Annotated in this window: 11 protein-coding genes; all 11 read right to left on the bottom strand. The window is 53.2% G+C overall.

All coding sequences use genetic code 11. The annotated features are described in order from the left end of the window. Positions 1-179 precede the first annotated feature (179 nt). Positions 180-1313, bottom strand: a complete 1134-nt coding sequence (locus tag RN347_RS03300; protein ID WP_311960170.1) for a glycosyltransferase — start codon at positions 1311-1313, stop codon at positions 180-182. Continuing rightward, positions 1310-2236 carry a glycosyltransferase gene (locus tag RN347_RS03295; protein WP_311960169.1) on the bottom strand — a complete coding sequence of 309 codons (927 nt, stop codon included), beginning with the start codon at positions 2234-2236 and terminating at the stop codon, positions 1310-1312. The genes RN347_RS03300 and RN347_RS03295 overlap by 4 nt, the downstream gene beginning before the upstream one ends. Further along, positions 2230-3294, bottom strand: coding sequence for an EpsG family protein (locus RN347_RS03290; RefSeq protein WP_252109657.1), 1065 nt, complete (start codon positions 3292-3294; stop codon positions 2230-2232). The genes RN347_RS03295 and RN347_RS03290 overlap by 7 nt, the downstream gene beginning before the upstream one ends. Beyond that, complete coding sequence (locus tag RN347_RS03285) at positions 3291-4388, bottom strand: glycosyltransferase family 1 protein (protein WP_311960168.1); 1098 nt, start codon at positions 4386-4388, stop codon at positions 3291-3293. The genes RN347_RS03290 and RN347_RS03285 overlap by 4 nt, the downstream gene beginning before the upstream one ends. Beyond that, positions 4388-6190, bottom strand: a complete 1803-nt coding sequence (locus tag RN347_RS03280; RefSeq protein ID WP_263585014.1) for a hypothetical protein — start codon at positions 6188-6190, stop codon at positions 4388-4390. The genes RN347_RS03285 and RN347_RS03280 overlap by 1 nt, the downstream gene beginning before the upstream one ends. 25 nt (positions 6191-6215) lie before the next feature. Beyond that, entirely contained in the window at positions 6216-7226 is a 1011-nt protein-coding gene (locus RN347_RS03275; RefSeq protein ID WP_311960167.1) for a glycosyltransferase family 2 protein, read from the bottom strand. Next, complete coding sequence (locus RN347_RS03270) at positions 7223-8302, bottom strand: polysaccharide pyruvyl transferase family protein (RefSeq protein WP_311960166.1); 1080 nt, start codon at positions 8300-8302, stop codon at positions 7223-7225. Before RN347_RS03270 ends, RN347_RS03275 begins: the two co-directional genes overlap by 4 nt. After that, complete coding sequence (locus RN347_RS03265) at positions 8286-9614, bottom strand: lipopolysaccharide biosynthesis protein (protein ID WP_263585017.1); 1329 nt, start codon at positions 9612-9614, stop codon at positions 8286-8288. The genes RN347_RS03270 and RN347_RS03265 overlap by 17 nt, the downstream gene beginning before the upstream one ends. Before the next feature lie 313 nt (positions 9615-9927). Then, entirely contained in the window at positions 9928-12159 is a 2232-nt protein-coding gene (locus RN347_RS03260) for a polysaccharide biosynthesis tyrosine autokinase (protein WP_311960165.1), read from the bottom strand. 38 nt (positions 12160-12197) lie between these two features. Then, the gene (locus tag RN347_RS03255) at positions 12198-12638 is read right to left on the bottom strand and encodes a low molecular weight protein-tyrosine-phosphatase (RefSeq protein WP_263585019.1); all 441 of its coding nucleotides are present in this window, start codon (positions 12636-12638) and stop codon (positions 12198-12200) included. Between the two features lie 49 nt (positions 12639-12687). Beyond that, positions 12688-13836 carry a polysaccharide export protein gene (locus RN347_RS03250; RefSeq protein ID WP_263585020.1) on the bottom strand — a complete coding sequence of 383 codons (1149 nt, stop codon included), beginning with the start codon at positions 13834-13836 and terminating at the stop codon, positions 12688-12690. Positions 13837-14458: the final 622 nt, after the last annotated feature.

The raw sequence follows: 14458 nt of genomic DNA, 5'->3' as shown, positions 1-14458 counted from the left end.
TATAAATGAAGATGATAATTTGCCAACGCGGCTATTCGTTGCAAGCGTCGCCCTGCGTAACACGATCCGAACGAAATCGAGCAAAGTTACGGCTCTTAAAACGGCTTTAAAGATAGTGATTTGATGCCATACGCCTTTTCGCTTGCACAGCCACTGATCAGCCGAACGACGGCCTCGGATCAACGCGCACAGTAGCGTTCGAACAACTCCCAAACGTGATTCTGGTCGAAGTTTTCCAATGCCCACTGACGTGCGTTCGAGTAAATTTGCTCGGTCTCTTTTGGATTACGCCGCATGCGTTCAATGTGTTGCCAAACAGTTTCAACGTCACCAAAAGGAACACGCACTCCGCTTACGCCCTCTGCAACGCTATCGCGCACGCCTACCACATCGAAACCAATCGTAGGGACGCCCATGACCGCCGCTTCGATAGCGACATTGCCAAACCCTTCTCGGTGCGTAAGAAACAGATGTACGTTCGCGATGGCAAAATACGCAGAAACATCGTCTGTGAATCCTACATGGCTCACATTACCGATGGTTTGGATACGCGTTAACACTGACTCACAGCCCGCCTCGACGGGCCCGACCATCACAAAGCGGATATTCTCGGTCGACTGCGCGGCGCGTTTTGTTAACGCCTCCATTTCGGCCAGCCCTTTCTCCATCGAAATACGGCCAACCGTGAGTACAACGAACGCATCTGGCTCAATGCCGAGCGATTTTTTTAGTTCCTCCAATTTATCATTACTAACGTTTTCTGGATCAAAATGATCAGCATTCACACCGTTGCTGGAGCCGCCACCCAAGACGCGCCCCTTGCGGGTGAAAAAGTCACCCGCATGGCGGTACTCGGCCATCAAGGAGCGCGATACGAAAAGCACCTCGTGGGCGCAAAATACGGCGATACGGTCGAAGGTTAAATACAGCGATCGGGAAAAACCCGAAAAATTCTCATATACCCGGCCCTTGAAAAACACCACGCGTCGAGATTGACGCGTCAACCAAGCCGTTATCGAGCCAAGCAGAATTGCTTTGGGAGTGGCCACGAGAACCATGTCGTAACGAAAGCGTAAAAAATGAAACAGCAGTTGGAGCAGAGCGGCCAAATCTGCTCCTATCCGCGGAGGGCGCACCATTTTGATAGGCACGACCTTCCCAACGTCACGCCGCCGAAGCAGCTCGATTTCATCGGCGGACCCGCCGCATAAAAGCGTGAGCTGAAAGCCTTGCGCCTTCAAATGTTCGAGCTGCCCACGATACAGTACGTTAAATGATATCGCGTCCGTCACCACCAAACAGAGACGCTTCATGATTTTTCGGCCATGTGCGCTTGATTGACAGGAAGTTGCAACGCTTGAACGGTCTGAATTTCACCCAGGACTTTCGCTTTTTCTGCTGCTTCAATGCCCTGCTGATTTCGCCGGCGCCGAATGACGTCCATCTTTCCCAACCAGTTCAGCAACGTCACAGCGCTTGACTTGGCATACAGTGCCATTAGCCCTTTAGTACGCACCCTGTTCGTAAACCGCCCCTTGGCATCTTCACGTATTGAGATACGCCCTACCCGATAGGCAAGCAATAACTTATTGGCGGTGACATTGCCATCCTCCCGATAGTAATAAAGAGGCTCGGGAATGATAGCGATGTTTAAATCATCTTGCGAAAATGAGCGTATCCATAGATTGGTATCCTGCGACTTGGGGAGATCTTCTCGGTATCGGTTTCGCATAAACCACTCTTTACGGCCGAGAATCGATGCATGAACGATACCCGCCTGCCCCGCTAAAAGCGCCTTTTCTGTTATATGGTGGTTTGGAGAAACACAGCGAATACCGACAGGCTTCCCGTCATCGGTCAATGAACATACGCCCGTTCCCACCAGATCAAGCTCAGGGTGTTCCATTAAACATTCGAGCTGCTTTCGGATACGATCCGTATCCATGAGATCGTCTGCATCCATTCTTGCGACAATATCGTATTTCGCTAGAGAATTGATTTCATTCAGCCTGGTTGCCAGCCTTTTATTTTTTCCGTCCGAGTAGACACGAACGCGCGGATCGTCGATAGAACGAGCGATATCGAGCGATTTATCGGTAGAACCATCGTCGACGAGGATAAGCTCCCACTCCTGGTGAGTCTGTGCAAAGACCGACTTGATGGCATCGAGCAGAAACTGCTCTGAATTGTAAAAAGGAAGCCCTATCGATACTGGAGGCAGCGCTTTATCTACCATGCAAAGATATCCATATTGAAGGAGTAAGGAGAAAGATTGCTAAACGTGGACGTCGTTAGGACGAAGTACATAGCGGTGACGCACAAAAACCCCATCGCCAAAAGAATGCGCGTCGTTGTGGTGCCAAGCTGCTGAAACACCATGGGCCATAAAAGTATCGACATAGAGCTAAAATACAAATGCAGTCGCAGTACTCCCGATGGATTAACGCTCGACAGGGTCGAGGCCAGCGTCGGGACCAGACCAATCAAGTAGATATTGAGCAACCGTGCGTACCATCCGTTAGGATCGGGAACATAGCGCTTAAAGATATAGAGCATGACACCTTGTCCGAACAGGAAAGCCACCGTGACTTCGCCGCCCCCCTCTCCCGCTTCTGCATAGGTAGAAAATCGGTCACTAAGAAGCTCCGATGCCAACCCAACAAATACGCTCAAAAAAGCGACCGCTATCACGGTAGTGAATCCGAGAATGGCCAGCCGCTGCCAGCGCACCTGTGTCGTAGCTAGCCAGTAAAGGGGCAACGCAATCAGAGCGGTTCTATGAAACAGCGCAGCGAATGCCACCAACGCTATGTAGGGCCACAGGCGCCGCTCAAGTAAAAATGGAATAGCAAGAAAACAGATCGCTGCGGCAATACCTTGACGCGCGCCGTTGAAAAAAAAGGTGTAGGTGCCCAAGGTTACGAAAAGGTAGACCCCGGTTTCGTAACGCTTCACCAGGCGTGTAATAGTTGTTAGATAACAACTGACAACGATGAGCGCGATCAGGACCAGCAGCATCGAGTAGGACTCGGAGAGCGTTCTGGCAATCCAGGACAGCAGGTAGTAGCCGGTATCCTGTCGCTCAATAACGATATCAAAGCTATCGCTTTCGTAAAAATGACGTATATAAGTACCGGTATCCGTACCGACTCGCCTATTACGCAGCCCCGCGAATAACACCAGTGCGGTGCCGGTAAAAAAAAGGCCCAGCCGACGCACACCGGAGCTTCCTGCGCGCCGCCATACGCAGGTGTTAATAGTGACGAATATCAGTAGCAGCAAATACGCAATCATGCAGCGTTATATACCTGTTCGAGCCGGCGCGCACCCGCCGCGGATGAAAACCCTGCCTGTTCCAGAATCCTGTGGCGTACATGCTTTTCAGGATGGTCCGCGGTCGCCGCGGACAGTATTGTCTGCGCCCAATCGGCATCTCCCGCCTCAAGCTCGACAAAACGCACCATGTCCATGCCCAATTCCACTTCTGGCGAGACAGCATTGGAAACCACTGCTGGCAATCCCGCCGCCTGAGCCTCGACCAATACTACTGGGAAGCCTTCGTGTAGCGATGGCATTAGCATTACGTCTGCAGCCGCCATCAATTCGGGGATATCGGTTCGCAAACCGAGCACTTGTACGTGGCTTTCAAGACGATGTTCAAGGATCAGATCCCGAATACGGTCCTGTTCAGGTCCAGTGCCAACCAGGAGCAACTGAAAATCCACTCCTTTTTGCCTTAGTGCCTTCGCAATGAGAATCGAACGCTCATGATTTTTAACGGGCATGAAGCGTCCCACCTGCACGATCACTATCTCCCCGCTATTAATTTTGAGCTCGTTGCGCACCGCTATACCGGATGCCTGTGAAAACCGCTCGATATCGACGGCATTCGGGATAACCACCACGTCCTCTCTACCGGGAAACAAATAATTCGAGGCCGCCCTGCCACAGGAGACGAAACGTGTGGCCGACATGACAATGAGGCGTCTGGCTACACGCTGATAAAGCCGGCCAGCCCGGCTTGCGCTATTGGCATCTTGCGTATTGTGAGAGTGTGCGACCCGGCAAGGTACACCGGCCATACGAGCAGCCATCAAGTGCAGGCCACTGCTGAAAAGCGTATGTGAATGGACCGTCTTCCAGACACCGCTGCATAGCAAACGATAGAGTTTCCAAAAGCGGGAGACTGGGTTAGTCGCGTTGATTCGATGAATACGTCCGCCCAGCTCTTCTATTTCGTCATCGTAATCGCAGCGCTCATCGGTGAAGTAGACGAAATCGAACTGAAACCGGCTGCGGTCGATTTCACGGTACAGGTTCATCACCATGGTTTCTGCCCCCGCACGGTCCATGCGGCCGACGACATGCAGTACACGTGCTAACGCCATCACGATTTTCCCTGAGCCAAATGAGCGGTTTCCTGAGCGTTCGGGCGCTGGACAGCTCCCTGTTTTGCGTCGGCCTCATACATGTTTAAAATTTTATCCACGAGAACCAAACGGTAAGCCAATGTTTGTGGCGATAGCCTATAAGGTCGCTTGGCCTTGAGATAAGCTTTGAGGCTTCGCGGCAAGTGTCTGGAGACCCAGCTACGCCCCGTTCGCAACAATTTAGCTGATCGTGTGGGGGTCTGTTGATCGTTCTCTTCGGAGGGTGCGGATGCCATATCCAGCACCGGGGTGGGAAAGCGCTGACTCTGGCGAAGCGTCGTCAGGTAGTCATTCATGAATCGACGTCCGGTTGTGTTTTGAAAAAACGAAACCGGAGACGCTAGAGACCCCTCGGCATGCGACGGCACGCCGCTATGATCGTGCTTTCTCCAAAGCGTTCTAATGTGTTTTTTATCCCCCTTGGCATGGTCGGGAAGCGCAACGTACGCCTTGAACAACGACCAGCTCATCATGGGAGAGTAATTTTCAACATGGCCACTCACTAGATCGGTGAATGCCGAAACCACCATGGGGATGCGATAGCTGGCATACAGGCGATCCCGCCATTGAACCAGCGTTTCTCCGGGTAACAACGCGACATCAAGTGACGCTGAGCGTTGGTCGAAGAGCGCTGAAAAATGCCGTGTGTTCGCATAATCCTCGAACGTGGCAAACCCCAGTTGCTGCCTTGCAGAAAGCTGATCGGCATAGATGGCGGTCGGAAAAGGAATGTCTCCCCGTAGCGCACAACGAAAACCCGAGCGATAAAACTCATCCCACATGGAGAAGCCATCGGTATAGGCATTAAAGTGATCAATCCTGCCTTCCGAGGCTTCTACAAATCTGTCCAGCACATCATCGTAGTCACCGCCTTGCGTAGGCAGAAACCGATCCAAAAGCGGTTTTCTGTAGGTATCGGCAATACGCTGCGCTGCGCGTTTGTCATCGAAAACCGTGTCTCGCTGTTCGATGCCCCAGTTAACCAGCTCGACGTTGGAAGCCACGCCGGCCTCTCGTGAAAGCGCCAGTAGCAGCCGGCTATCCAAACCGCCGGACAAAGGCAACAACACCTCACCAGCTTCATGGGAGCCCACGATCTTTTTGATCGTATCGATCACCTGGGATTCGAACTGGTCCAGGTAGTTTTGAGACGACTCTTTACCCGATTGTGGCAGCGCAATGCCCGGTTTTGGACGAGCGTCGATCTGCCATTGACTCACATCCAGAACATACTCAAGACCAGGTTTCACCTGTACGATTTTTTCATCCCAGGCCGCGAAGGGGCCTTGGCAACCGGAGGAAAGAAACCAGCCGGTGGCCGCTTGATTGGGAGCGAATGCGCCCTTGAATCGAACGATCGCTCGCTGCGAAGTGGAGACGACGAGCATTTCGTCATCCATGTAGTACCAAAGCGTGCGAGAGCCGAACTGATCAGTAAAAAAAGATACTTCCTGAGTATTCGCCTGAATAACCGCGTAAGAACCGTCTGCCTGCACGCTGTGACGCTCTATTGACGCTTCTTCATCCTCATCAGAGGCTACCCACCCGATGGTCAGTTGCCCGGCAGCTTGATCGGTTACGCTATCGCTATTTTGAATGGCGTAATAGCCGCCCGAGCTACCCGGCCACTCGGCGACGATGTGGTTACAGCGTCCCTGAAGCGAATGGGGCGTCAACATCTCACAGATGCTCTCAAGTCGAGAAAGCGCGCTCCCCGATGCAGCCGGGTCTCGAAATTTTATAAATACGTACTGAGCCATAAAGCAGTGATATCCCGTTCGGTGACTAGGCAGACGACGTGGCATTGCGGCGATAAGATGAAAGCCTGGACAACGCCGCACGAAGGGAGCGAATAGAGCTATAGGCGAAAGGCTTAGGCAGTCGAAGGGCGGCCAACAGCACTTTAACCCTGGGCGCAGGTGATGCGCTTTGTCGCGCTTTTCGAGTGCTGGCAAGGTGATTGCGCGCGGCTAGCAAGGCCTCTTTCAGAAAGTCATGTTGAATCGTCATCACCACAAACCAGATGCCACGGTAAATTTTAGTCGCCAGTAGTTGCCGAACGCCCACCGAGGCAGAGTGGCGCTCAACGATGTCGAGAATTAGCCGGTGTGCCGAGAAGATGTGCAAAAGCTTGCGATCCCCGGCGGCGGTGATCGAACCCGAGCGCTGCCGGTACTGATAAAAGCGATTGGGAATGCGTTCGATTTTTCGGGTCAAGAATCCCAGTTCCCAATGAAACGGCCAATCCTCGTAGTAATGCCCTACCGGGAACCGTAACCGTGGATCATCCAGAAGCTCAGCTCGAATGAACTTCAGCCAGGCAAAATGCGGAAGTTTGAAGTATTCGACCTCGGTAAGCGAGCGTGCTTGATGCATATCGATACGCCCGTCGCTCCCCGGCAGCGGTTCGCCGTCATGGAAAACAGCAAAATCGAACATCACCACATCAGCCTCAGTTTCGATCGCTCGAGCAAGGCATGTCTCGACCAGTTCCGGTGCGATCGCATCATCCGAATCCACGAACAGCACAAACTCACCCTGGGCGGCTTCGATACCGGTATTTCGTGCCGCCGACAACCCCGAATTCGTGTCGTGTTGAATCACGCGTACGCGGTCGTCTTCAAGGTGGGCATCGAGCTTGGCCAGCGATCCATCGGTCGAGCAGTCCTCTACCACGATGATTTCAAGGCGGCCGTAGGTTTGGCGACGAACCGAATCCAGGCATTCGTCGAGATAAAACTCAACGTTGAAAACGGGAACAATAATGGATACCAGTGGAGAGGTGTCAGAAATCATGAATCAGCAACCGCCATACGGAGATCGTTATAATGTGCGGGTTCTATCACTGGGTGTGCAGGCTCGCGACGCGGGATGGCGAGAACGTCTTGAACGATCCCGTCGATATTGGAAAGCTCGCCAAGCTCTAAAAAGCGTACTTGAGGAACATCACGCAACCAGTCTGTCCAGGTTTGACGAATCTTATGGTTGGAGTTGGGTAAAACCAGGCACGGAGTTCCCGCCAGTGCGGCCAGGATCATGCCATGAAGGCGGTCGGTTACCACAAGCTGCGCACTTTGAAACTGACTGAGTTTTCCCTGCAGTAATTCGGCACAGCGTTCTGAAGAAAGGCGCGAGCCACCTGCATGGGTATCGGTTACCTCGGTCACCAGTCCTGCATCGGTGAGAGCTTTCAAAAGCGTTTGATGCTGATGATCGCCTAACGAACGCTCACGATCGTCTCGCAAACAAAGCAGCGCTCCACGTGGCTCGACACTATTATTGACCCCGAAATCGACGGCCGTCGCGCTGAGAACGATATCGGGAACAAAACGCACTGCCGGCTTTTTATGGTCGGCAAACAGCTTTTTGAGTTTTTCAAAGCTCACGGCTTCGCGCGCGTGTAGATAAAGGGTTTGATGCCTCGAATATACCCGCACGATTCTGTCGACCGCACGCTGAGACTGCTCGGAGTCATCCCAATCAAGCGTCTGGGGGAAACACACCACCCGATTGCGTGGAAAGGAACGAATGACCAGCTGTCGCAACGCTTCGATATCAGGATACAAAGACCCCATGTTGCCGCCACCGATGATCGTGACGACGTCTTCCTTGACCGCTTGTTTGCGTATCGAGCGAATCACTGCCCGTGTATCGCTAATGGGCACCGATACGAGTTGATGGTTGGGCAGGTGCCGCGAAAGATAGTTTTGTTGCGCAGCCGTGATCGCAAGATCGCCTATGTTTCCATAGTCCGCTGCCAAAAAGACGAAGCAGCGTGGCGCGTCGGGAAGCTGCATGCGTCGTGCAGACAGCACGCCTTGCAATTTTTGCTTGATCGATAAGGGTATTTTACTTTTAAGTGATGTAAGCATCGTTGCCTCTCCGTTTTATTGCCGCTGCCTTTCTCAAAACGAGTAAGAGAAGCACCAGGTATCCTGCTACATTAACGAGCGCAAAAACCGCTACTGCGACGAGGTCGTTCCCGAGATTGGCGCCAATGAAAAGCGACAGTACCCGAGCAGCAGTAATAGCGACTTCATAAATGAGAAGTGTTCCCTGCATGCGCAATACCGGCATTGAAGAGACCGCGGGTCGGGTCGCTAAAACGCTAGCCATCCATAAGGCAACCCAACGCGAGTATTCACCAGCACGCAGCCATTCATCGCCAAAGAACCAGGGAAGCAAGATGTCCCCCCATAAAGCGATGACACCAAAGGGAACAATCCCGATGCACGCCATCCCAAGCGTGGCACGCTGTATCAACGGCAACGCGTTCGCGGGATTTCGACGAACGGCTTCTGTGACGCGGGGGAAAAAAACCTCCAGCACGGATTGCCCAAGCAGCATGATCGGCGCGCCGAGAACCAATGTGGTGATGGAGTATTGCCCGGCAATGGAAGCGCTGAACAAGGAAGTCAGGACGAGCACCGGAAGTCCGAGAGACGCTGCATTAATCATGCTTTGCGGCATGCGATAGAGCACAAAATCACGCTGTTCGATCGCGGCCTTGCGAATACCTGCACGTCCGAACCAGCGGCGCACCTCGAAAGCGCCTTTTTTGGGGACGCGGGAAAGCAACATGGTGAAGTTAAGCGCCTTGCCCCCTATCATGATAATAATCAGCAGCAAGCCGTGAGGGGCTAAAAGACCACCGGCCAATTTCCCCAGATTCATTAAAAACGTACTGGCTACGTAGGAGCGCGCCTTTTGCTTGAAAAGCCCCTCTCGAATCGCGGACTGGTTCGCCACTGATAATAGTGCACTTAACAGTAAAGCCACGGGTATCAGATACAACAAGTACGGTGCTGCTTCCAGCCCCAGCGAGTGGGCAATCGGTGCGCGAAAAAGCAAAACGATCACAAGCGCGACCGGGGCCATGATAGAAGCACAAACGAGTGACAGCCGAGCGACCGCCGTAGCCCCCTCCTCGGTTTGCGGCATCACGATCGCATTGGCATAGCCAAGCGTGGCAATGGGTGAAATGATATTGATCACTGCCGTGAATGCGGCGAGCGCACCAAACGCCTCGGGGCCGTACAGCCGAGTAAGAAACGGCATAAAAGCAAGCGAAATGGCCTGAGCCGCTGCGATGCCCGTTGCCACGGCAACAACGTTGCGCACGAAACTACTTTTGCTGAATTTACTCGCGCGTACGCGCAGCTTGCCCAGAGCTAGACTATTCATCAATTAATAGCGCCATACCATCGATAATACTCATGAAACTTCCACACCCGGTTGATGGGAGAGCGACCTACTATCTCGTAGCCTTGTTCAACGTCTTGAAAAAAACACATTCCTGATAGGCTACTGCGCAAAAATCACCCGTATGTAACCCCGCGTCTCCAACCGTACCCTGTGCCTGGCTACGCTTTCCCACCGCGGGCCCATTAAAGGCGCGGTATTCGTTATGGCTCTCAGCGCGATAACCAGGCGCATTATTGATACCCGAACGGCCTGACTCGAGCCTTCAAACTAGTCAGGCCGTTCGAGCGCAGGTTTACTCGTTGACTGATTTATAGCTGTACTGGTAGTAGCCATAGCCGTAACTGTTGGCCGCCTTTTTCTCCATGGCATTCAAAATGGCGCCTTTCACCACCACGCCTGCCGCTTCCAGTCGACGAGCTGCGTGTTGTAGCTCTTTCAACGTATTGATTTCAAAACGTGCCAATAACAAGGTCGTACCACAATGACTACCCACCACGGCAGGGTCGGTCACTGCCAGTACTGGCGGAGTATCCACGATCACCAGATCAAACTGCCGCTCGGCTTCACTAAGTAGCTGAGCGAAATGCTGGCTCATCAATAGCTCGGAGGGATTAGGCGGCGCGATGCCTCGAGACATATAGCTCAGACCCTCTACCTGGCTTGCACGCACCTGTGTTTGCCAGCCACTGCGACCAGAAAGTACGTCAGAAAGGCCTTCGGCGCTTTGCCCACCAAATGCATGATGAATGTGGCCCTTGCGCATGTCCGCATCAATTACGAGGACCTTTTGCCCTGCCTGAGCGCACACGGCGGCCAGGTTCACCGCTATAAAACTCTTACCGATACCGGGGCTCGAACCGGTGATCATCAAACATGAATTTTTGGCTTCCATCATCGCGAAATGCAGGCTAGTACGAAGACCGCGCAGCGCCTCTATGGAAAGATCGGTAGGGTCGTGCTTGGCCAAAATGCCGCTGATGACCTGATGGCTTCGTTTATCTTTTTTACCTTTTACTTTACGTACCAAATTCTGCTGCGCTTCCGATAGCGGGATCGTTGCATATACCGGCAATCCGCTTTGCTCGATCTGCTCGGCGGATTCTATTCCCCGGCGAAGGAGTCCCAGCGCCAGCACTCCCCCAACGGCCAACATTCCCCCAAGCAGTGTCGCGACCATTACGATGAGCGATTTTCTCGGCGCAATAGGGCCACCGCCTACGAGGGCGTCATCGATGATACGCACGTTGCCCACGGTCCCGGCGCGGGTCATCTGTAGTTCCTGGGTTTTGTTCAACACGTTAACGTAAATGGCTTGCGTCACTTCCACTTCACGCGTTAGCCGAACGATCTCCTGCTGGGTTTCAGGAAGCTGGCTGACCTGCTCGTCCAACTGATCCAAATCGTTTTGTAGGCGTCGCTTTTGGCGTAAAAGCGCTTGGTAACTCGGGTGGTTTGGAGTGAAGCGCTGAGACAGCTCCGCCTCCTGAAGCTCCAGTTCGTTGAGGTTTTGCTCCAACGTGATGTAGCGGTTGATCGCTGCCTGAGACTCGCTGTTAAGATCAACGCTTTCGGCGTTGACCCGGTATTCGTTGAGACGGTTTTCAGCGGAGTTGAGCTGCTCGCGCAGCTCCGGCGACTGCTCTTCCAAAAACGCCAAGCGCTGTTCGGCCTCGGCGGATTGCCGCTCGACGTTTTGGGTCAAAAACGTTTCTATAACTGCATTAAGAGAGCGGCGAATAGCCTGCCTATTTTCACCCTTCAAAGTGAGTTTGAAGATGCCGGTACTGCCGCCACGTCCACCGCCACCCTGCTCGCTTACGCTCAGATTACCTCTCAAGTGGTTAATAGCATTGGAGCGAACCACTTTGGTCAAGATGAATTCAGCGCCCGGAGCAGCAGAGAGCTCTACCACGCTCACCTGTACGCCGCCCTCAAGGAAGCTGCTAAATTCGCCTACCCGGCCATTACCCAAACGCTCGCCGCTTAACCATAACGAGTACTCGCTGGCAGACTCGTTTTCTACTTTCAGGGTGAAGGGCATACCACGGTAGGCATCGTCCACTTCGAGTCGGCCGACATCGATACTCTCGTTACCCCATACACTTGCGTGCCCCTGCATAAAGTCAGGCCGATTGATACCGCGGCGCTGAATAAAGCCGCCAATAAGGGGGAGCGTATTAGGTGTTACCACGGTATCGAGCGAGATGCGATCGACCACTTGGCCTAGCACCATGCGCGACTGCAAAATCTGCACTTCGGCAGACGTCGAGGACTCACTCTCCGGCCCCAGCATGTCGCCCAACCCCTCCAGCGGGTTGATCGACGATCGCTTTTCGACTTGTACCAGCGCATCCCCTTGGTAAACAGGCGTTGCGCTCAAGGCCACGAGAACGCCAATAGCGGCAAATATCCCGGTGATTCCCACGATCCACCACTTTTTGTCCAGCAGCAGACCGAATAGGCGGCCTAAATCGATTTCATCACTATCGTTTCCAACAGGGCGCTGGGCCGTCACATCACTCATGCTTTGGCTACATCCATTTTGGCTATTCAGGGGCGGCGTTACGCCAGCTTCAAGGCCCAGGCTTGTACGGCCTGATCCATTAGCTGATGAACGTGCTGAAATGTTTCCGCACTTTTTCGATACGGGTCAGGGATATCCTTGCCCCGACCATTTTCAAGCCACTGTCCTAGCCGCATCGTTTTGCCAAGCGCGGCTGGGGAAAGCTCTGCGACAGCCAGACGCTGCTGGTCACTCATGACTAGTATCAGGTCGGCGCGATCGAGCATCTCACGGGTTAGCTGGCGAGCCTGGTGGTTATCAACCTCGAGCCCGTCCCTCTCGGCAAGAACGCGAGCGTGGGCATCGATTTGACTGCCTACCAGCGCGCCCAAACCGGCAGAAGAAAACTGCCTACCCGGCAGGCGCTGGCGCAGCATGGCCTCCGCCACGGGGCTGCGGCATATGTTGCCGACACATACCACTAGAATGCGCTGAAACATGGCGGGGCTTTCCTGCTCCGAGTCGTTATCGCGACGTTATATCAGGGGTTTATTGCAGATTACGTGAGTCAGAAATACTGCCTGCGGCGTAGCCCGGCAAGCGAACGGACGGCAGGAGTTGACTGATCACACGGTTCCAGCGGGCAATCGGTGCGGTGGTCACGTACACCACATCATTGGGCTGCATCGCAAACCTGCTTCCCAGTACGAAAGCAGCAGCGTTGCTTATATCCAGCTGATAAACGGTCGCCAAACGGTCACTGTTCAGCTCATTACCGCGAATGACAAAGATGCCCGAGGGTTCAGCGGTGACTTCATTGACGCCGCCCGCTTGCGCTAGCACATCAGAAAGGGATAAACGCTCGTTACCCAAGCGAACATTGCCAGGCGAATTCACCTGCCCCATGACGGAAACCGCTTGGCTCTCAGCGCTAGGTATGTGCAGTACGTCGCCATCTCGCAGCAATCGGTTTTGGGTTTGATCACCTTCACGCAGCAGGCTGAAAAGAGAAAGACGCTGCTCCACGCCGTTTCGAGTCAGATACACCTCGTGCCAGTTGGCGTCTTCGGTAGCGCCCCCTGTCTGGCTCACGGCATCGATCACGGTGAGCGGCACGGTCGTGACGGGCACGCTACCTGGGCTTGCAACGGCACCGCTTACTTGAACCTTCTGCGAGCGAAAAGCAGCGACGCTGACGTCCACCTGAGGCGTTTGAATAACGCCGCTCAGGCGTTGAGTCAGCAGTTCGCGCACCTCTTCCAGGGTCAATCCGGCGACCTGAACACGACCGGCAAAGGGGTAAAAAATAGTGCCGTCGCTGCGCACTCGATTACCGCCCTCTTCCGCCCCGCGTTCGCTGCCGGCGGGAATGGTCAATTCAGGATGATCGTATACGACGATACTCAGCACATCGCCGGCGCCGATACGGTACTCCCATTCATCGATTGCCTGGCGAAGCTCGCCTGACATGGGCGTGGCGCGATTACCTGCGTGCGGCATGGTCGCCAAAAGCCCCGGCGTAATGGGTTGAACGTCGATCAGGTTATCGATGGGCGCGGCTTGCGTATTTGCGTCAAGGTGCCCGCCCGGCGCCAGTGCACAACCGGAAAGCGTCAGCACACCGGCAAAAGCGCTCAGGTAAGCTGCCGCAAGAGATAGCCGCCGCAAAGGGCGAGAGGCGAGATAAGGCTGAAACATCCGTTTTACTCGATGTAAAAAAATCCACCTGCACGGCTGGCGCCAGCAGATACCTTGAATACTTTGAAACACGCTATTAAATGAGCGGCAATGCTACCTAAATCTGCTGTGCTAAACCAGTCGCAATATCTTTAAGCGTGCGATAGGCCTGCGTATGAAACCAGCAGGACTAGCCGGCACGATTACGCCACTCCTAATAACGCATGACGCATGGAAAACGTTTTATGGGAGCCTTTTGATTAATCTGAAGACGGCCCCAAAATAGGTTTTGACGACAACCTCTCGCCATCAGTAAATAAATCATTGTTTTAATTTAAAAATAACTATACAACCGCGACTTTAAACAATTAATAATCGCATTGCGCATTGATTTAAATACTCATAAATTATTTTACTCAAGTACAGCCTATAAAAAATTCATTTATTCAAAAACAAGCATATTGAAATAGCCAACGGGTAAGACCCATTTTTTTAAACAAATGAATCATTATTTAGGCTTATCAATAAACGACTTGAATGTTAATTCTGATCTATTCTCCAGGATATTTACAGGTTACCATTCAGCCCAAATCGGTGGCCGCCGCTTCTCATGACTGGATCAGGCTTGCGATGCTGGCATGAG

Origin of the sequence: Halomonas sp. PAMB 3264, assembly GCF_031954245.1 — a bacterium.
Classification (GTDB): Bacteria; Pseudomonadota; Gammaproteobacteria; order Pseudomonadales; family Halomonadaceae; genus Vreelandella.
The sequence above is the reverse complement of the archived record's forward strand: the minus strand, read 5'-3'. Positions and strand labels throughout refer to the sequence as shown.